Annotated in this window: 16 protein-coding genes; 6 read left to right on the plus strand and 10 right to left on the minus strand. The window is 50.3% G+C overall.

Translation table 11 applies throughout. The features are described from left to right. Positions 1-45 precede the first annotated feature (45 nt). From M0L20_RS17210 to M0L20_RS17220, 3 genes are all read right to left on the minus strand, one after another. Positions 46-792 (minus strand): anti-sigma factor family protein, encoded by a 747-nt coding sequence (locus M0L20_RS17210; protein WP_248478215.1) that lies wholly within the window; start codon positions 790-792, stop codon positions 46-48. Next, positions 792-1,454, minus strand: coding sequence for an RNA polymerase sigma factor (locus M0L20_RS17215; protein ID WP_232562179.1), 663 nt, complete (start codon positions 1,452-1,454; stop codon positions 792-794). The genes M0L20_RS17210 and M0L20_RS17215 overlap by 1 nt, the downstream gene beginning before the upstream one ends. 249 nt (positions 1,455-1,703) lie before the next feature. Next, a complete protein-coding gene (locus tag M0L20_RS17220) occupies positions 1,704-2,591 on the minus strand; it encodes a lytic transglycosylase domain-containing protein (RefSeq protein ID WP_354004204.1) in 888 nt (295 codons plus the stop codon). A gap of 253 nt (positions 2,592-2,844) precedes the next feature. On the opposite strand from M0L20_RS17220, the gene M0L20_RS17225 reads away from it, so the two are divergent. Both M0L20_RS17225 and M0L20_RS17230 read left to right on the plus strand, forming a co-directional pair. Further along, positions 2,845-4,551 (plus strand): IlvD/Edd family dehydratase, encoded by a 1,707-nt coding sequence (locus M0L20_RS17225; protein WP_232562180.1) that lies wholly within the window; start codon positions 2,845-2,847, stop codon positions 4,549-4,551. Positions 4,552-4,583: 32 nt separating this feature from the next. Beyond that, a complete protein-coding gene (locus M0L20_RS17230; protein WP_232562181.1) occupies positions 4,584-5,351 on the plus strand; it encodes an SDR family NAD(P)-dependent oxidoreductase in 768 nt (255 codons plus the stop codon). 26 nt (positions 5,352-5,377) lie between these two features. On the opposite strand, the gene M0L20_RS17235 is transcribed toward M0L20_RS17230, so the two are convergent. The 7 genes from M0L20_RS17235 to M0L20_RS17265 all read right to left on the minus strand — a co-directional run bounded on the left by M0L20_RS17235 (position 5,378) and on the right by M0L20_RS17265 (position 13,995). After that, complete coding sequence (locus tag M0L20_RS17235; protein WP_232562182.1) at positions 5,378-6,298, minus strand: EamA family transporter; 921 nt, start codon at positions 6,296-6,298, stop codon at positions 5,378-5,380. A 118-nt stretch (positions 6,299-6,416) separates the two neighbouring features. Then, on the minus strand, positions 6,417-7,844 hold the full coding sequence (locus M0L20_RS17240; RefSeq protein ID WP_248478216.1) for a leucine-rich repeat domain-containing protein: 1,428 nt from the start codon (positions 7,842-7,844) through the stop codon (positions 6,417-6,419). 96 nt (positions 7,845-7,940) lie between these two features. After that, positions 7,941-10,799 (minus strand): M16 family metallopeptidase, encoded by a 2,859-nt coding sequence (locus M0L20_RS17245; protein ID WP_248478218.1) that lies wholly within the window; start codon positions 10,797-10,799, stop codon positions 7,941-7,943. 172 nt (positions 10,800-10,971) lie between these two features. Continuing rightward, positions 10,972-11,949: a lipid A deacylase LpxR family protein gene (locus M0L20_RS17250; protein ID WP_248478220.1), complete on the minus strand. Its 978-nt coding sequence runs from the start codon at positions 11,947-11,949 to the stop codon at positions 10,972-10,974. A 130-nt stretch (positions 11,950-12,079) separates the two neighbouring features. Then, positions 12,080-12,265, minus strand: coding sequence for a CsbD family protein (locus tag M0L20_RS17255; protein WP_232562186.1), 186 nt, complete (start codon positions 12,263-12,265; stop codon positions 12,080-12,082). A gap of 59 nt (positions 12,266-12,324) precedes the next feature. After that, the gene (locus M0L20_RS17260; RefSeq protein ID WP_248478222.1) at positions 12,325-13,473 is read right to left on the minus strand and encodes a flavin-containing monooxygenase; all 1,149 of its coding nucleotides are present in this window, start codon (positions 13,471-13,473) and stop codon (positions 12,325-12,327) included. Between the two features lie 72 nt (positions 13,474-13,545). Further along, positions 13,546-13,995: a DUF2147 domain-containing protein gene (locus tag M0L20_RS17265; RefSeq protein WP_232562188.1), complete on the minus strand. Its 450-nt coding sequence runs from the start codon at positions 13,993-13,995 to the stop codon at positions 13,546-13,548. A 206-nt stretch (positions 13,996-14,201) separates the two neighbouring features. Here M0L20_RS17265 and M0L20_RS17270 point away from each other — a divergent pair, with 206 nt between their 5' ends. From M0L20_RS17270 to M0L20_RS17285, 4 genes are all read left to right on the plus strand, one after another. After that, a complete protein-coding gene (locus tag M0L20_RS17270; protein WP_232562189.1) occupies positions 14,202-14,732 on the plus strand; it encodes an acyl-CoA thioesterase in 531 nt (176 codons plus the stop codon). 84 nt (positions 14,733-14,816) lie between these two features. Beyond that, positions 14,817-16,088 carry a dicarboxylate/amino acid:cation symporter gene (locus M0L20_RS17275; protein ID WP_248478223.1) on the plus strand — a complete coding sequence of 424 codons (1,272 nt, stop codon included), beginning with the start codon at positions 14,817-14,819 and terminating at the stop codon, positions 16,086-16,088. A gap of 153 nt (positions 16,089-16,241) precedes the next feature. Beyond that, complete coding sequence (locus M0L20_RS17280; RefSeq protein WP_248478224.1) at positions 16,242-16,721, plus strand: hypothetical protein; 480 nt, start codon at positions 16,242-16,244, stop codon at positions 16,719-16,721. A 275-nt stretch (positions 16,722-16,996) separates the two neighbouring features. Next, on the plus strand, positions 16,997-19,051 hold the full coding sequence (locus tag M0L20_RS17285; protein ID WP_248479134.1) for a M3 family metallopeptidase: 2,055 nt from the start codon (positions 16,997-16,999) through the stop codon (positions 19,049-19,051). Positions 19,052-19,726 lie beyond the last annotated feature (675 nt).

A 19,726-nucleotide genomic window follows, 5' to 3' on the forward strand; every position in this document is an offset into this window, starting at 1 on the left:
CATCCTTTGTGAATAAAATAACAGGTAGAAATTTCGTTCGACACCTTAGGGTTCATTGGCGGCTAACTCGGCTAGTAATTGACTGGCTTGCTTGCCGAAATACGGCGTTGTCTGTAGGGTCGTAAGTTCGGCCTTGGCCCGGTCCAGTTGTTCGGTTTGCAGGTAGCCGAGTGCCAGCAGGTAACGGGCGTTGGCCTGCCAGTCGGGTAGCGGACAGTTACGGGCCGGTTCCAGGACCGTAATGGCCTTGGCGGGTTCACGGCTTTGAAGCAGGCGCAATCCCAGCCGGATCGCTGATGTGTCGCGGCTGATTACCTGTTGTTTTTCCAACTGGTCGGGACCGGGCGCTGTGAGCAGTGGCTCGCCATTCTGGGTTGTCGAATCGAGCCGAAGGTCATTTTCCAGGAAGCGATTGGCAACGTCGGCGGGCGACGATGGGGTGTATCGATTGATTAGAAAGAACCAGCCCAGACCGAGCAGCAGGAAAACGCTGGCCGCAACGGCCATGTACCGCCACAGCGGCTGCCACTGGCCAAACGGAACGATGCGACCGGCTGGTTGCGCAGGCGGTTGAATCGCTCCCTGACTGACCAGTTCGGCATGGCGGGCAACCATTTCGTCGCGGTAGGCTAACCGGCGTAGCGCGTTTCGCATGGTTTGTAGCCGGGCGGTTTCGCTGGCTAGTTCCGGGTTGCTCGTGAGCTGAATTTCAAATTGAGTCTGGTCCGTAGCCGACAGCCGCCCTGCGACGTAATCTTCGGCCCGCTCGAAATCAGATTGGGAAAGCGACATTACAAATACGATTTTTTTAGTTGGTTAAAAGACTGCCTAAGGCTCAGCACGCAATTGCGTCGTTGCTGACGTAAATTCGCTTCGTTAATGCCAAGTTGCCGGGCCGCTTCCCGATCGGGAACATCATCGATGTAAAAAAGCTGCAAAATCGTCTGACAACGATCTTTCAGACCCGACAAGGCAATCTTGAGTGGCTCCAGCGCCCAGCTGTGGTCGTCAACCTCGTTTTGAAGCAGCCATTCAGCTTTTTCCTCGCCCGATATTCCCGATGATTCGTCGGAGTCATCGGCGGCTTGTTCGGCAAAGGGCGACACTTCCTGGCGTCGTTTATCTTTGTCATACATGTTCAGGAGCGTAAATCGGCAAACGCTGTAAGCATAGGTGGTGACTTTGGCTTTCTCATGGCTAAAGCGACCGCTTAGGATTTTGTCTTTGACGACAGCCATCCCTTCTGTGTAAGCCGAAATCAGCGTGTCGTAATCGTAATTCTGACGCGACTGTGGTACGACAAACTGATTGTGAACCTGAATCATTAGATAATCCCAAGCCCGTTGATTGTTTTCGGTAAGCGCTTGGTAAAGAGCTTGTTCATTCTGTTGGAACGAATCTGGTGACGACTGTGTAGCTACTTTATTGACAGAATTACGAAAGAATGCGGCCATTATCTGTGCGGAACAATAAGTGGATAGTTTTACTAAAGAGTAAGAAATAGACTTTATTTAATGAAAGCAAAAATAAGCCTACGATACACAGGTATTCTATCCCGGCCGGTTCTCAACGAAACAATTTATTGGTAACGCGAAGTCAGACAGTTTACAAGGTTGATAGAATAGGAACGAAAATGTGAATAAAAAAATAAGGTCCGTTTCTTGCGGACCTTATGCTACTATAAATTTTTCGTAAACACGGGCTTATCCCAAATGAGGCATCATAGCCGGTTGAAACCGGTAGGCCGTCTGTGGAGCAGGCGTGAGAAACGACGAATAATCATTGGGACGCGACATTACTTCTTTGTAAAGTAGCACACGATACAAGTAATACCGGGTTTCGCGGGGAAGATTCATGCGGTAGTAATCGCGGTGTTCCTGACGTTTCAACTGATTCTTCATCAGGCCCGGTCCGGCGTTATACGCTGCGGCTACCAGTGACCATGACCCTAGCTGATCGTACAGTTTGCGGAGGTATCGACAGGCTGCGTCGGTTGCTTTATGAACGTTGAAGCGCTCATCGGTACGTCCGCTAACCCGTAAGCCTAAGGCACGGGCGGTGCCGGGCATCAACTGCCAATAACCAGCCGCTCCCGCCCGTGAAACAGCTTTCGGGCGTAGCGCGCTTTCGGCAAGAGGAACGTAGCGAAAATCGTCGGGTATGTCGTATTTCTCCAGAATCGGGTCAATAACCGGAAAAAAAGCTTCGGCCCGTTGGCGAAGGCCGCCCAGATCAGTAGCGTGACTGCGAAAAAGCGTGAACACATGCTTCCAGCGGTCTACCACATCGGTCTGATCAAGTGGTAAGCATTCTCCGCAGAAATTAACATCGAGTAGCGGCAGATCCGGCGCATTGAGCGAAGTTGGCAGCAGCGCGGCTTTGGCGTTAGCTCGGCCCATATCCGACCGGGTGGCATCGGATTGGATCAGGCTGGATGGCATCAGTTGGGAATGGTGCGCATCCGATCGGGACTCTATACCCATCAGGGAGGGATTCTGATTGGGTATCAGTGGGGCGGTAAACTTCGCAGCGACCGTGATAGCCGGACGAACAACGGCCATCAATAGAGAAAATCCAACTCGTTTCAGCAAAACATAATTGTGATGGTACTAGGGGTTTAACGTCAGCTAAGCGCTTTTTAGTTTGTTGATTGTCAATATTTTACATGGACTGCCTGGCTGAACCGCATGTGCTCGCCTGATACCGTTCAGTAAACAAATTGAAAATCAGCACCTTAAAAAAATCCACAGAGAAATTTCAAACGACTGGTAGATTATCCCCGGGAAATCCTTTTTTTGGCACTTAATTAATGTTCACTGGCTCCGGCCAACTGCTTACAGAAAAATGCCTTTACGTTCCCGAGACTGGTTTGGCCGCACCGGCAAAGACGGCTTTATTTATCGTGCCTGGATGAAAAACCAGGGTTTTCCGCACCATGAGTTTGAAGGAAAACCGGTTATTGGCATTTGTAATACCTGGTCGGAACTGACGCCCTGTAATGCTCATTTTCGCGAACTGGCCGAAGCCATTAAGCGGGGAGTTTGGGAAGCGGGCGGTTTTCCGCTGGAATTTCCGGTGATGTCGCTCGGCGAATGTCAGATCAAACCGACGGCGATGTTGTTTCGCAATCTGGCGAGCATGGACGTTGAGGAAAGTATCCGGGGCAACTCCATCGACGCCGTTATCTTGATGTGTGGCTGCGACAAAACGACGCCGTCACTCGTCATGGGGGCGTGTAGCGTGGATATTCCTACGCTTGTTGTGTCGGGCGGACCGATGCTGGCCGGGCGGTTCCAGGGCCGGAAAATCGGTACCAGCGACTTATGGCGGTTTGCCGAATCGTATAAAATGGGTGAAATGAGCCAGGCGGAGTTCGTGGATGCCGAAGCAAGCATGGCCCGGTCGCAGGGACACTGTGCCGTGATGGGAACCGCATCGACAATGGCCGCTATGGTCGAGTCGCTGGGTCTGGCCCTTCCCGACAACGCAACCATCCCGGCAGCCGATTCGCGCCGGAAAGTACTCGCGCACCTGACGGGTATGCGGGCGGTCGAGCTGGCGCGTCAGGGGGTAACGCCCTCGAAAATTCTTACTCGTGAGGCCTTCGAGAATGCGATTATGGTCAATGCGGCTTTGGGTGGCTCAACCAATTTTATTCTTCACCTGATGGCGATTGCGGGTCGTGTTGGTGTCGATCTGTCGCTGGACGACTTCGATACACTGTCGGCTAAAATTCCCTTGTTGACCAATCTGCAACCGTCTGGTGAGCATTTTGTAGAAGACTTATTTTACGCCGGTGGCTTACCTGCGGTCATTCGTGAACTGCGCGATTACCTGCACAACGACGCCATGACGGTGAATGGTCAGACCATCGGCGAGAATTGCATCGACGCCCGCTGTTACGACCCTGCTGTGATCGCCACGGTAATCGAACCCTTCAAGCCAGAGTCGGGTATTGCGGTATTACGAGGAAACCTTTGTCCGAACGGAGCCGTATTGAAACCGTCGGCTGCTTCGCCGAGCTTGATGCAACACACGGGCCGAGCCGTGGTTTTCGAAAATATCGACGACTACAAAGCCCGCGTGGACGACCCTAATCTGGACGTTGACCCAAGCTGTGTGCTGGTTCTGAAAAATGTCGGTCCGAAAGGGTATCCGGGGATGCCCGAGGTAGGTAACATGCAGCTTCCAGCCAAGATTCTGGCGATGGGAGTTCACGACATGGTTCGCATCTCCGACGGGCGGATGAGTGGTACAGGCTTTGGAACGGTCGTCTTGCACGTTTCGCCGGAAGCCGCTGTGGGAGGGAATCTGGCGCTTGTTCAGAATGGCGATCTGATTACCCTCGACGTAGAAAACCGGAGTCTCCATCTGCACGTATCCGATGAGGAACTGGCCGGGCGACTTGTCCATTTCAAACCAATCGATCTTGGTTACGACCGTGGCTATGTTAATCTGTACATCCGAAACGTGACTCAGGCGCACGAAGGAGCCGATTTTGACTTCCTAAAAGGTGGCTCAGGAAGCGAAGTTAAACGAGATTCGCACTAATTTGCCGCTACCGAAACAGGAGAAATTCAGTTATGACTGCACCATTTGCAAACCTGACCGCGCTCATCACAGGAGCCGGTCAGGGAATTGGTTTTGCCATTGCCAGTGCGCTGGCCAAACAGGGGGCCAACGTACTACTCAACGATTATGATGAAACATTGGCCCGTAAAGCGGCTGATGTTATCCAGCAGGAAGGCTACAGTTGTCAGCCATTCCCCGGCGACGCATCCGATGTGTCATTTATCGAGCAGATGGTTCATGAAGCTGTCCGGCTATTCGGCTCCGTGGACATTGCTATTGCTAACGCCGGTATAACCGTCTTTGGGGATATTTTCACGACGACTCCCGATGCCTTTCAACAGATCGTTAATGTCAATTTGCGAGGTAGTTTCTTTCTGGCGCAACTAGCAGCTCGTCAAATGCGCGAACAGGGGAAGGGGGGAAGTGTACTATTCATGTCGTCGGTGGTAGGACATCAGGCGCATCCGGGTTTGCCCGTCTACAGCATGACCAAAGCAGGGTTGGAAATGCTGGCCAAGCAACTGGTCATCGATTTTTCACCCCTCGGTATCACGATAAATGCCATAGCGCCCGGTGCTACACTAACCGAACGAACGCTGGACGATCCGACTTATATTCCCATCTGGTCACGTATCACGCCGATGGGTCGCCCGGCCAGGGTAGACGATATTGCCAATGCTGCCTTGTTCCTGGTGTCACCAGCATCGCGGCACATTACCGGTCAGAGCCTGGTCGTAGACGGCGGCTGGACGAGTATTAGTCCACCTCCTGTTGAATAAGTAGCGTGTAAGTAACGCGGAGCGCGTTACTTACGACCCAGGGTTATCAGCACAACGCCGACCAGAGCGATTAAGGCACCAATGAGCGACTGGCTGGAGAAAATTTCACCGGCGAAAAAAGTACCCAGCAGCATCGCTACAACGGGGTTGACGAACGCGTAGGTGGACAGCAGTTGCGGAGGTGCATTCCGGGCCAGCCAGGCGTAGGACGAAAAGCCAACAATACTACCAAAAACAACCAGGTAGAACATAGACCAGATGGCTTTGGGCGGGGCAACCAGTAGGCTCCAGGGCGTAACCGGTTCCATCGCCAGGCTGATAAGCAGAAGTACCACCCCGCCAACAATCATTTGAATACCACTCGAAATGGTACCCGACGGTAGCGATACTCGGGGTGCCAGTAAGGTACCAATCGCCCACGCAAAATTCCCAAAAACCACCAGGCTCGATCCAACCAGATTCGCGTGCATACCACCTGTGCCCTGTAATTTATCCGGCTTAATCAGAAAATAAATACCAGCCAGCCCCACCACTAGCCCGGCCAGGGCCATGTTTGTCGGGCGCTGCCGACCGAACGATACCCAGTTGAGCGTAAGCAGAAAAACGGGGAGCATACCACCCAGCAAGGCGGCCACGCCGGTCGGGATATACTGAATGCCAAGCGTTAGACAGCCGTTTGAAATAGTCAGCAGTAAGACACCGATAATACCCGCCGACCGCCATTCGACTCGGGTGGCGCGGGGCGTACCGGTCAAACGCGCGTAGCTATACAAGAGAATACCCGCTACGATATAACGCATTGCCGCCATGTAAAGTGGGGGCATCTGTTCGGTCATAAAATGAATGAACAGATACGTTGACCCCCACAGGATATACACCGAAAGTAAGGCAGACCAGAGGGTTACACGATTGGGAGTTGGTGAAATGGATGGGGAAACGGCTTGCATACTAGTAACAACTTGCTGTCGGTGTAACGCAGATCCATTCACTTTTTCTCCGCCAATCTGTTTCTTTTTTGTGTTATCTATGATTGATTATGAAGATTCTAAGCAAAATTTTATTTGGTTAATAGAAAACTTCGGTTCGGTTTGCTTCCAACTGGTGAATAAGTGGAGCGTAAGGCCCGGTTTTAACCTTCTCGCCAGAGAGCGGGTTTGAGCGCAGATGCAGTTTTTTCAACCGCTTCAACGATCCCAGTGAGCGGGGTAAATCCTGTAAGTTGTTGTTGCTCAAATCCAGCTCTTCCAGCGAAGGCAACTCCGCTAAAACGTCCGGCGCTACGCTGAACCAATTGTACCCCAGGTCGAGCACGGTCAGGTGTGTCATCTTGCTAAACGCCGTGGGTAACTGGCTGATGCGGTTATGATGAGCGTACAGCACCTGTAACCGACGAAGCTTCGCGAGCGATTTGGGAAGTTCCTTAAGATTGTTGTACGCCACAGCCAGCTGTTCCAACCGTTTCATTTTGCCAAGTTGCGGTGGTAGTTCGGTGAACTTGTTGTAGTAAAGATCTAAAACCCGAACGTGCTTCAAGCGTCGGATGCCTTTGGGTAATTGAGTAAGTCCGGCATTGTACAGGTTCAGATCGTTGAGCCGGCGCAGCCTTCGCAGCGTTTTTACGTCTAGCTCCTTCAACTGATTATTGCCTATCCACAAGCTTTCGAGCCGACGGTTTTGCCGCACTGAATTCGGAATGTGCGTTAATTGGTTGCCTTGCAGATTCAGCGCCACCAGATGCTTGTTGGACGTAATAAACACACTATCGTCGGGGATGGCGTTGTAAAGCAAACTCAGCCGTTTAAGTGTAGGAATAGCAGCCGTAAGCCGCGCGGGTAGTTCGTGCAGGTTGTTTTTCGATAAATCGATTTCTTCGAGTTTGGGAAACCGGTAAACGATTTCGGGTATGGAGTATAGCTCCAACTGACTAAATGCCAGCATGGTAACCGTGTCGGGGCGCGTTGTTTTTTCGGCGGCTTCCAGCGTACTGATGATACCCGCTCCCCGCAGAACCGTGCGCCTTTGGGGAACCGTACCCATCGAAGTCATGCCCGACCACCGAAATCCGGTCGATGTTTTCAGCGGAAACGGATGTTGCGTGTACCATTCACTTATTATCTGCGTGAGCTTGCTTTCCTGCTCGTTGGTCAGATCGAGGCCCGAAAACGAGCATAGGACCAACTCGTAGGTTCCGTCAGGACGGATAAACTCTTGCGTTTGAAGCAGTATGCCCTGCACCGGCAAACGCTTTTTGTTGCGCTGAATAAAGTCGAAAAAGTGTTGAGTTCGGGTGTTTAGCGTGTCGGTAAAGAGCTTTCCCTGACGGGTAAAAACGCCCTGCTGACCAGCAACTCGGGCAAAAGCGGGCGAGTACTTTTTTTCGAGTTGGGCCACCGATAGATTCAACCGTGTGGTGTCCCGTAGCAAGACAACCTGAGTTTGCGCCCAACCTGACGCCCAAAGGAAACCGAAGAATAGCGTGAGCAAATAGTTCATGAAACGAGAGTTATAGGAGTATGACGAGATTTATAGTTATATTCCATAAAAAAGAACCTGGATTTTTTGACGTGTAAATCCAGGTTCTATCGTACGTTAGTTTTTCGAGCCGTTACCGACCGACGAAGCCGGTTGTGTTTTCGCTTTTTCGGCGATTTTTTTAGCCGCGTTTTCAAAATCACCGGCTTTCACAATCGTTAGTTTGTTATAGTCGATGTATTTTTTCACGGCGTTGTTCACTTGCTCGGGCGTCAAAGCGGCAATCCGTTTTTCGTACTCTGTATCGTAGGCGAAGGTCCGGCCTTCGGCTTTGGTCAGGTACTGTGCCAATTTGCGCGTGAGGATGCCGTCCTGTGATCGCTCAACCTGATTGTTCTGTAGCACAGCCGTTTTGGCAGCTTTCAGTTCGTCGGCGGTGATACCGTCTTTAACGAGTTTCTCGATTTCTTCTTTGTACGCTTTCTCCAACCGCTCCGAGTTTTCGGGATTGTAAATGGCGTACGAACCGAAGTTGGCTACTTTATCGTTATCGTCGGCATAAACGTATGAACCAACGCCGTAGCTAACACCTTCTTTCTGACGAATGCGGGTAGCGAGCCGTGAGTTCAGAAACCCATCGCCGAGGATGTAGTTCGCCATGTAGAGGGCGGGGTAGTCGGGATCATCGTCGCGCATCGGAAATTTCAGACCGCTGACAAACATCGCATTTGCTTTATCGCTGGTCTGGATCGATTCCGATTTATTCTTCAGATCGGTAAACAGTTGCGTTGGCACACGGGTAAACGGCTTAGCGGCTTTCCATTTGCCCAGATCATTCTTTAGCGTTGTCCGTATCAACGGTTCATCGAACGCGCCAACGACGGAAACAACGGCGTTCTGAGCGCCGTAGAAGTCTTTGTAAAATTGACGTACATCGTTGATCGTCAGCTTTTTAATTTCATCGATTTCCTCATCGAACGTTTTTGTGTACCAGACGTGGCCCTTCGGGTATGGGTTCATGGTGCGTTCGGCCACATTGAATGCGATGGCCTGTGGCTCCTGCTTCTGTGACTCAATCTGCGCCAGCCGTTCTTCTTTAAGCTTGTTAAACTCTGCTTCGGGAAAGGTAGGATTTCGCAGGCCATCGGTAACGAGTTTTAAGACGGCGGGCAAATTCTCTTTCGATGTTTCGACGCTGACCACTACGCTTTGCCCACTGGAATAAACATACGCGCGCGCTTTCAGCTTGTCTAATTCGTCTTTTATCTGCTGGTAGGTTCGTGTTTTGGTCCCCCGCTCGAGCATCGAAGCCGTGAAGCTAGCCGTCGTCATTTTGTTGGCCAGACTGCCTTCGTCACCCATGCGGAGCTGGATGCGCATATTCACCGAATTGCCCCGTGTGCTTTTGGGAAGCAAGGCGTATTTCAACCCGTTGGCTTCCTGACCGCGTTTGGTGCGGGCGTCGATGTTGGCGGGCGACGCATCGAAGGCTTCACCAGCCGCTACCATCTGCTCTCCCTTGTAATCTTTTACCAGACTTGCGATGTCGGGAGCCGCCGGAATTTCGGCCCGGTCGGGTTTCTGGTCGGGGTAGAATAGGCCGACGGTACGGTTAGAAGGCTTTAGGTAAGCGGTAGCCACGCGCTGCACATCCGCCGGGGTTACTTTTCGGATGGCGTCGCGGTAGAGAAATACCAGCCGCCAGTCACCAGCGGCCATGTACTCGCTGAGTTGCAATCCGACGCGGTCTACCTGTTTGAACATCAGTTCGATACCGCTCAGGATTTTTGTTTTGGCGCGTTCAACTTCTTCAGCGGTGGGGGGCTTGCTGGCAATACCGTCCAGGGTATTCATCATAATCGTTCGGGCCGAATCCAGCGAGTTTTCTTTCCGCACCTCGGCGTAGAAATACGCAAAGCCAGGATCATGCAGGGCGGGTGTCCAGCCGTATTGAAAAGCCGCTTTTTTCGATTCGACCAAGGCTTTATACAGCCGTCCCGAAGGCTCGTTGGTCAGAACATCCATCAACACGTCCAGTACCGGATAGTCGGGGTGCGTTCCGGCGGGTGTGTGGTAGGCTGCGGCAACGCCCTGGGTGTCGCCTACCCGTTTGAGCGTAACCGTCCGTTCGCCATCCTGCGTTGGCTCAACGGTGTAAGGTTGTTTAAGAACGCGCGTTGGTTTCGGGACCGAGCTGAAATACTCGTCAATCAATGTCAGCGTTTTGCCTTCATCGAATTTGCCCGCTACGAGCAGAATAGCATTGTCGGGCTGGTAGTATTTCTGATAAAACGCTTTCAGATTGTCGACTGGTACGCGCTCGATATCTTCTTTTGAGCCAATCGTTGACTTGCCGTAATTGTGCCACAGATAAGCCGCCGACAGTACCCGTTCCATCAGCACATACTGCGGGGAGTTTTCGCCCATTTCAAATTCGTTTCGTACGACCGTAAATTCGGTTTCCAGATCTTCTTTTTTGATGAAGCTGTTCACCATTCGGTCGGCTTCGAGGTCGAGCGCCCACTTGAGATTATCGTCTGTCGCCGAGAACGTCTCAAAATAATTCGTGCGGTCGTACCAGGTTGTCCCGTTTGGCCAGGAGCCGTGTTCGGTCAGTTCCTGCGGAATGTTGGTGTGCTTTTTCGACCCTTTGAAGACCATGTGTTCGAGTAGGTGGGCCATGCCGGTTTCGCCCAATCCCTCGTGGCGTGAACCAACCATGTACGTCATGTTCACCGTAATAGTGGCTTTGGACGGGTCGGGGAAAAGCAGTACGCGCAGTCCATTCTTAAGCTGGTATTCGGTGATACCTTCTACGGAGGTAACTTTGCTGATCCCTTCGGGGAGTGACGTGGTCGTTGACTTGGTCTGAGCAAAGGAAAGCAACTGGCTGCTGAACACCAGTGTTGCCGATAGGGTGGCTCTTCGTGCCCATCTGGACATAAGTTGCCCGCGTCGGGTAAGGGAGGTGGACATAACGAAACGATTAGGTGAGGAAAAAACTAAACGTATAGTTACGCAGGCTTAGCCAGTAAGTCAATGGTGCTGTAAGGCTTTTAACACTTTTTACGTAAACGGTAACCAGATTGGGGTCATCCTTTACAAATCGGTCGTTACCGGCTTAGAATCAGGCGAAAAAAGCGGAACGCTAACGACCAAATCGATACGCGACGGATAGACCGGCATACTGTTCGTTGTGTTTCATCGATGCCGCTTCGCGCTGCTTGAACGAGTAAACAACCTGGAACGTCCACCGGGGTTTGGCGAAAGCAAGCCCAATATCGTGCCGGTAGAGCCACGGGTTGATCGAAGCCAGAATGGCCCCTTCGTGTGACTCAAAAAGGCTTCCTGCTACCGTCGCATTGTGGACCTGATACTGGTACCGGGGGTGGTAAAAAACATAGAATTCCGCTGAGTTACTACCAGGGCTACTTTTGCGGTCGATGCGGGCGTCGTAGAGTGATGACTGATCGGCTTTCTGGAAAAGACCCAACTGAAACAAAAGACCAGCAGAGGCATTGACAAACGTAGTACCAAACGTTGCCTGCGATGTGCCGTGCACATCAAACCATCGCCTGCGCCACGAAACGGGGATAAACGCGTGCCAGTACTGAACCTGTGCGTTGACACCTAGGGCGTCACGTACCTGATAACGCCAGCCCTTGGGGGGTGTCAGATCGAAGGCTGTATGGATAAAAGACTGCGTTTGTTGCGCTAAAGACGCCTTACCGACAGTACCCACCGACAGATTGACGTTCAGAACGTGGCCGCGCTTGTAGAAAAAGGTCATGCCTTTCTGAGCGTACAGATAGCCCGCGTACGGACGGTCGAACTGGTCGAGAGCATCGGTTTTGATGTTTTCGGGCGTAAAAATCATCTGTCCGAGTTGATAGGAAGACGTGATTTTGGTGAGTTTACGCGTTTCGTCAATCCGTTGGTTTAGCCGATCCGGTACGTAAGTAAAATTGACGAACAGGCCGTTCGTGTAGTAGCCGTCGTGGTATTGTAAGCAGTAGTTATCATTCTCTGAGGTGACTTTTAGCTCGTACGGATGCTGACAAAAAGTACGGTAAGAATACACCGTCAACAGAAACAGGGTAAGTAGCCATCTGTGGCGAACGTTCATAAACAGGTCAATTGCTACTTACTGTTGGCGAGAGTAATGGCTGTGGATTGGGCAAATTTCGACTGGATACGATTCACAAAAAAGCCGGAACACGATTGGCTCCGGCTTTTTTGCAAGTACTTACCGCTGCTTACAGATCGGCAATTGTTTTATTGATTTCGTCCTTTGTCTTACCCGTTTTCTGCTGGACTTTACCCCACATTTCGTCTTCTTTGCCTTCTTCATAGGTTAGATCGTCGTCGGTAAGGTCGGCATAGGCTTGTTTGATTTTGCCTTTCAGTTCGTTCCAGCCTCCTTTTATGGTTGTCTCGTTCATCGTTGTAGTGGTTATAACATTGAATGATAGCTGTAATCACCCTGATTACGTAAATAGAACTATGCCGGGATGAAATTGTTTTCGGCAATCTGTCGGGCAATGGAATTTGAGTCGCTGTTCAGGTTGTAGAGGACCCCCGTTACAGGTGTCGTAAAGCCAAGAAAATAAAGTCCCCGAAGTGCCGACTCATTGAACCACATGGCTTTAGGATATCCGGACTCCGTCAGGATACGGTCGGTTACTACTGGATTAAAAAATGCTGAGAGCGCTGGTCGGTAGCCCGTAGCCAGAATGATCGCATCGAATGGACGTTCGCGCCCGTCCGTGAACGTAATTGTTTTAGCATTAACGCGCTCGATGCCCGGTACAACCGTAATGCGTCCGGCCTTGATCTGTGCCAACGTGCCAACGTCAAGGATTGGGGGCTTGCCCCGCCTGGCATTGTACGAAGGCGAATGCGCGGGTTTGCCCAGGCCATAGCCCGAGACATCACCCACGCTCATCGTTTGCGCTGTCCGCGTCACCAAATCGCAGAACCAGTTAGGAAGTTTCTTCAGGAAAATGGCCGTCTTCTGACTCGGTCTGCCAAACAGGTCGCGCGGGAGGATACTGACCGGGCCGCGAACGGAAATAAACGGTCTGGCTTCGTAATCCAGTAAATCAAGCGCTAGTTCGGCTCCCGTGTTCCCCATGCCTACAACCAGTACGTTCTCATCGCGAAAAGCAGCGCCGTTGCGGTATTCGCAGCTGTGCCAGATGATGCCTCGAAAATCGCGCTGACCGGGTAGTTCTGGCTTATTCGGCAAGCGATTATAGCCCGTTGCTACCACCACCTGTTCGGCCTCAAACAGATCGGTCGTAGTCTGTACGTTCCAGCGCCCATCGGTTGTGCGGCTGATCTGACTAACCTGCTGATTGAAAAGCGGTCGGATGTTGAAATGATCGGCGTAGCGTTCCAGATAGTCAACGAATTGAAGACGCGGAACATATGTTGGAAAATTGGCCGGAAACGGAAAATGGGGCAGCGCCGAATGCTCCTTGACCGTGTGCAGGTGCAGCCGGTCATAGTGATTGCGCCAGGAAAATCCAATGTAATCGCTGGCTTCGATCACCACAAAGGGCTGTTGCCGGTGAGCCAGTTGCCCGGCTATGGCCAATCCAGCTGGTCCGGCACCAATAATCAAGGTTTTAGCGCTACGGGCTTGCATTCAGGTAAGGGAACAACGTTGATTCATTCGCGACGTTACACGCCATAACCGTTCCGGTAAGTCGGTAACCCCTTATTTGATTCGTGTCCAGGTTTGGGTTTTGCCAATCAGCGAAATGCCTAAATAACCGCGAACATCGAGCGTATTGGGGTCCTTGAGAGTCATTTTGCAGTTGTATTCTTTACCGTCTTCCGGATTGTAGATCTTGCCGTCGGCCCAGACATTGCCACCATCGTATTTAAAATTATACATAAGCGGCAGATTCATCAGCGGGCGGTTTCGCTTTGATTCGTTGGTGTTGCGAATGTCTGTTTTGGGTTTACCCGTATCCGGATCGTTCGGTTCGCTGATCCACACTAATTTGCCAAAATAAGTACCGCCCTGCTTATAAATCTGAACATGACCTTTCTTCGTACCGTTAAGCCAGGTACCGACTACTGCATCGGGATTATCTTTTGGCGCAAAGGCGGTTTGTGTGATGAATAGAATAGCAATTGCAAACAACGTACGCATGGTTTTCATGAGGTTTAGCCGTTAAAGTGAACGAGTGAATTTGCTGTACTAACGTAAATATGTTGCGAAAAGTCTGAACTGCCTCAACGGGCAGCGGGTTTCGCGTAATTTTTCTGGTTTCGCATATTTTCTGTATTTAGCACAAATTGTTTCCCTATTTGTCTTATTCAGGCGATACTGCTAACCCGTCTGTTTTAATCAATCATCGTTTTACTATGTTTCACCGCGACCCGAACCGCAGCTACCCAACCGAAACCGAAACACGGGTAATCGTCCGTTTTCAGGACTGTGACCCGTTGCAACACCTCAACAATTCGAAGTATTTTGATTATTACTTTAATGCCCGCGAAGACCAGGTAGCCACCCTGTACGACTTCAATCCAGGTCAAATGTTTCGGGAATTAAAAACGAGCTGGGTCGTTTATCAGCACCAGATTGCGTACATCCGCCCGGCTATGGTAAGCGAATGGATTCGAATCACGTCGCGCCTTATTTACTACAATGAAGATACGCTCGTTACGGAGTTCATCATGACCGACGATGCCAAGACGCACCTCAAAAATGTGCTTTGGATGACTTCGAAATACATCAGCGTATTGACGGGAAAGCGCATTCAGCACGATCCGGCCGTGATGGAATACCTGGCGGCTACCCGGTTACCGAACGTCGATTATCCAAACGTGGCGTTCAACGACCGCATTCGGGATATTAAGAACCAGCTATTTCCGGTTAAAAGCGTTCAATAAGGCTGGAGCTACGGTTTTCGTAGGCAGAAGTGGCAGATTTGGCCGGAAAATGGTAAACTGCAAGCTATAAACCGAAAACAACCTGTGCGTCTCTTAAACAACCTTACCGTTCGCGTCCTGATTGCCATTACGCTGGGTATTCTGACCGGCTATTTTTTTCCAGATACGGCTGCCAAGCTAAAACCGCTGGGTGATCTCTTTATCAACCTGATCAAGATGGTCATTGCGCCGATTATTTTCCTGACCATCGTGCTGGGAATTAGTAACATGGGCGATCTGAAAAAGGTCGGTCGGGTAGGGGGGAAGGCGCTGCTGTATTTTGAAATCGTTACAACGGGGGCGCTGGCAATTGGTTTACTACTGGCTAATCTGATCCGCCCCGGCGAAGGGGTCCAAACGGCTGCGGTGAAAGGCGGAGACATCAGCAAATACACCGAGCAGGGCGCGGGCATGGACTGGACCGAATTCTTTCTGCACGTCATACCGAGCAATGCCGTTAAAGCCTTTGCCGAGGGCGATATCCTGCAAGTGCTGGTCTTTTCGATCCTGTTTGGTGTTGGTCTGACGCGCATGGGCGAATCGGGCAAACCCCTGATTCAAACCTTCGAGCGGCTGTCGAAAGTGTTTTTTAATATCCTGGGCGTGGTCATGGTACTGGCTCCGCTGGGTGCGTTTGGCGGGATGGCGTTCACGATTGGCAAATATGGTCTAAGCACGTTGCTACCGCTGGCCAAGCTGATGGCTACGGTGTACGCAACCATGTTCCTGTTTGTGTTTGTCGTCCTGAACCTGATCATGCGCTACTACAAAATCAGTCTGTGGGCGGTGCTGAAATTTATCAAGGAAGAATTGCTGATCGTTCTGGGCACCTCGTCGTCAGAGTCGGCCTTGCCGCAAATCATGGATAAGCTCGAAAGTCTGGGATGTTCGCGGTCGGTGGTTGGGCTGGTCGTTCCGGCGGGGTATTCGTTTAATCTGGACGGCACCACGATTTATCTGGTGATGGCAACGATATTTCTGGCGCAGGTTTTCGGCGTTGATCTGACCCTCGGTCAGGAGCTGACAATCATCGGTATTCTGATGGTTACCTCCAAAGGGGCAGCGGGCGTTACGGGCAGCGGATTTATTGTGCTGGCCAGTACCCTGACAGCCATTAAAGTCATTCCAGTCGAAGGGTTGGCTCTGTTGCTCGGTGTTGACCGATTTATGTCCGAAGCACGGTCGATTACCAACATCATCGGCAATACGGTTGCTACCCTTTTTATCGCGAATAACGAAGGCGAATTTGACCGTGCGAAATACAATCGGGTCATCCAGCGTGAGGCCGAAAACGAACTGACCGATTATAAATACTAAATTTTTTCTATCCTAAAAGATAGACTTTCAGTGGATTGGCGCTCAGATGACGACAAAGTAGCTATCTTTTTTGTGCTTATTCGGAGATTTAATTAAACCATTTTGTGGCTTGTTGTTCAAAGAGACAAATACAACCTGAAAACAACAAGTCACATGAAAAAGGCCCTGATGACAGCCGCTACGCTGGTTGTCCTGCTCACGACCAACGTAGCGGCGCAACGCTACAACAACGGCTATCCTGCTCAACCGGGTTATAATCAACCTGGATATAATCAGCCGGGCTACGGCAATGGTCAATCAAATTACAACTACGATTTTGACGACAATCAGTTTGAGCGTCATTTGGAATGGTGGGACCGCGAGTTGAATCTGTCCCGTAAGCAGGAGCGCGAAATTCGCCGGATTCGGGATCGATTCGAGCAGCAAACCCGTAGCATAAATCCGCGTGATCCCCGTCAGCGGGATTCCTTCAGGCAGGCTCGCCAGCGTGAATTCTTCGACATGATGGCCGTCTTGAAGCCCGACCAGCGGGACCGGGTGATCGACCACATGCGGCCTTACGAACGTTCGGCTAGTCGGGGACGTGGCTACGGCAACGGTCGTGACTATTACCCAAACCCAAGAAGGTATTAATGCAAGAGGAGTGGTGCGGAAACAGCCGGTCGTTTTGGTCGGCTGTTTTTTTGTTTATTTCCAGCCAAAACCCTTATCTGCGCACCGCTCGACCGGTCATACGACCGCATATGCAACGTCGAATTGATGAAGCCGTCTTTGTTTCGTATTTTTCCAGGAAACTCATACCCCAACGCTGAATGTTCAGACATCAACAGATCACAAAAACGGGTGTATTGTTGGCCATTGCCGCTACAACTGCGCTTGTCCAGCCAGCAGCATCCCAGACATCGAAAATGACGCAAAACCCATTCCTGACGCCGTATACGACACCGCACCAGACGGCTCCATTCGACAAAATTAAAAACGACGATTACCTGCCCGCGTTGAAAGAAGGACTGGCTCAGGGTCGTAAAGACGTAGACGCGATTGTCAACAACCCGGCCAAGCCAACGTTTGAGAATACCATCGTGGCGCTCGAACGCTCCGGCGATCTGTTGGGAAAGGTGACGTCGGTATTGTTTAACCTGAACAGCGCCGAAACAACACCCGAACTACAAAAAATCGTTAAGGAAGCGTCGCCGTTGCTGACCGAATACGGCAACGACATTACGCTGAACGAAAAGTTGTTTTCGCGCGTGAAAGCCGTGTACGACCAACGGGCCAGCCTTAAACTTGATCCGGAAAGCGCCATGCTGCTCGAAAAAGCCTACAAACGGTTTGCCCGTAACGGAGCCAATCTGGACGAGAAAGGTAAAGAACGGTTGCGGGCTATCGACAAAGAACTTTCCCAACTGTCGCTACAATTCGGCGAAAACGTCCTGAACGAAACCAACGAATTCGTGATGGTCGTAACGGATGAGAAAGACCTCGCTGGTTTGCCTGACTTTGCACGTGAAGCCGCTAAAGCGACGGCGAAGCAGAAGGGTAAAGAAGGCGAATCCACGCGGGGCTGGGCGTTTACGTTGCAGGCGCCTAGCTATGGTCCGTTTATGCAGTATGCCGACAACCGCGAGTTGCGGAAGAAACTGTTCATGGCGTTTAACGGACGCGGATTCCACGGCGACAAAAATGACAACTCGGCTATCATCGGCAAAATTGTCAACCTGCGTTATGAGCGGGCAAATCTGCTAGGCTACAAAACGCACGCTGACTTTGTCCTTGAAGAAAGCATGGCTGGTTCGAAAGACAAAGTCCAGAGTTTTCTGGATGAGTTAGTGACCTACGCACGTCCGGCAGCCGAACGCCAGCTGACCGAGCTGACAACCTACGCCAAGGCGAACGGTTTCAACGAAGACAAGCTTCAGAGCTGGGACAATAGCTACTACGCCGAAAAGCTGAAAAAAGAAAAATACGATCTTGACGACGAAACGTTGAAACCGTATTTTAAGCTGGAGAACGTGCTGAACGGCGTGTTCACAGTAGCTAACAAGCTGTATGGCATCACGTTTAAAGAGCGCAAGGATATTCCGGTTTACAATCCGGAAGTTAAAACCTTCGATGTGTTTGACAAAGACGGCAAATTCGTTGCGGTATTCTACGGTGATTATTTTCCCCGCGAAGGCAAACGGAGCGGTGCGTGGATGAACGACATTCAGGGGCAGAAGATCGAGAAGGGTGAAAACATCCGTCCGCACATTGTCAACGTGTGTAACTTCACCCGCCCAACTGACACGAAGCCTTCCTTGCTGACCTTCTACGAAGTGACTACGCTTTTTCATGAGTTTGGTCATGGTCTGCACGGCATGCTGGCGAACGGCAAGTATGAAAGTCTAAGCGGCACTAGCGTTCCCCGCGACTTTGTTGAGTTGCCGTCGCAGGTAATGGAGAACTGGTGCTATGACCCGGAAGCGCTGAAGCTATTTGCCAAACACTATCAGACGGGTGAAGTAATTCCGAACGAATTGATCGAAAAGATTCGGGCAAGCCAAAACTTCCTGGCTGGTTTGGCTAACCTGCGGCAGATACGGTTTGGACTGGTCGATATGTATTACCACGGTCAGAAGCCGACTGGCGAAACCATCAGTCAGGTTGAAGGTAAAGTTGATTCAGTCGCCAACCTATTCCCGCGTGTCGAAGGTACCGCGTTCAGCCCTGCTTTCTCGCACATCTTTGCAGGTGGGTATTCGGCAGGCTATTACAGTTACAAATGGAGCGAGGTACTGGATGCCGATGCGTTCGAGTTCTTCAAAGAAAAAGGAGGTCTGGAGAACAAAACGGCTGCGGACAGCTTCCGCAAGAACGTGCTGGAAAAAGGAGGTAGCGAAAAGCCAATGGAACTTTACAAAAAATTCCGTGGTCGCGAACCGTCTCCCAAAGCGATGCTCCGCCGGAGTGGATTAATTCTGTAACCGTAAATTCATCCGTTAGCGAAAATAGGGAATCCGACTTGCAGATTCCCTATTATTTTGTTCGAGTTTATAAAAGAAAAATTTGTTTAACAATTTGTTTACTTTTAAAAAATTAGGTGGACAGATATTTTATAAAATACTTAAGTATAAATTTGTTCATACTCAGTAATTATACTTATTTATTAGATTATTTAATAAGTATAAGTAAGTAAACAAAAATGTAAATTATGAGAGTTCATACGTAATTAAACACCAAAAATGCATATAAAATATACTATAAATTAATTTGTTGGTAATCAAGCTGTTGCTTTCATGTGGTAGTGACTATATGATTTTTAATATACCGAATAAAAGATTTTTCATTGACAATAAAAGTTCATAACAATACATTTAGGCGTCTTTAGTGGGTTTATGGTAACTAAAAATACTCATATAAGAGTTTAGTGGACTATGTAATCAACTAAACGAGTAAACGATAAGAAAAAATGTCACAAAAATCTACACCCAATCATGTATCGAATCCTTCTGAGCACTGCCGCTCCTCATTGAGTTAATAAGCTTATCATATATTTCTAGTTGCTTAACGCGCCTTCGGCGTGAATAGGGTCTCTTTGTGTTTACTTAATCCGTTTATTTTTAATTCAACTTTTATGAAAAAACCATCTACTTACCTAT

Source organism: Spirosoma liriopis (assembly GCF_023196085.1).
In the GTDB taxonomy this organism is placed as follows: Bacteria; Bacteroidota; Bacteroidia; order Cytophagales; family Spirosomataceae; genus Spirosoma; species Spirosoma oryzicola.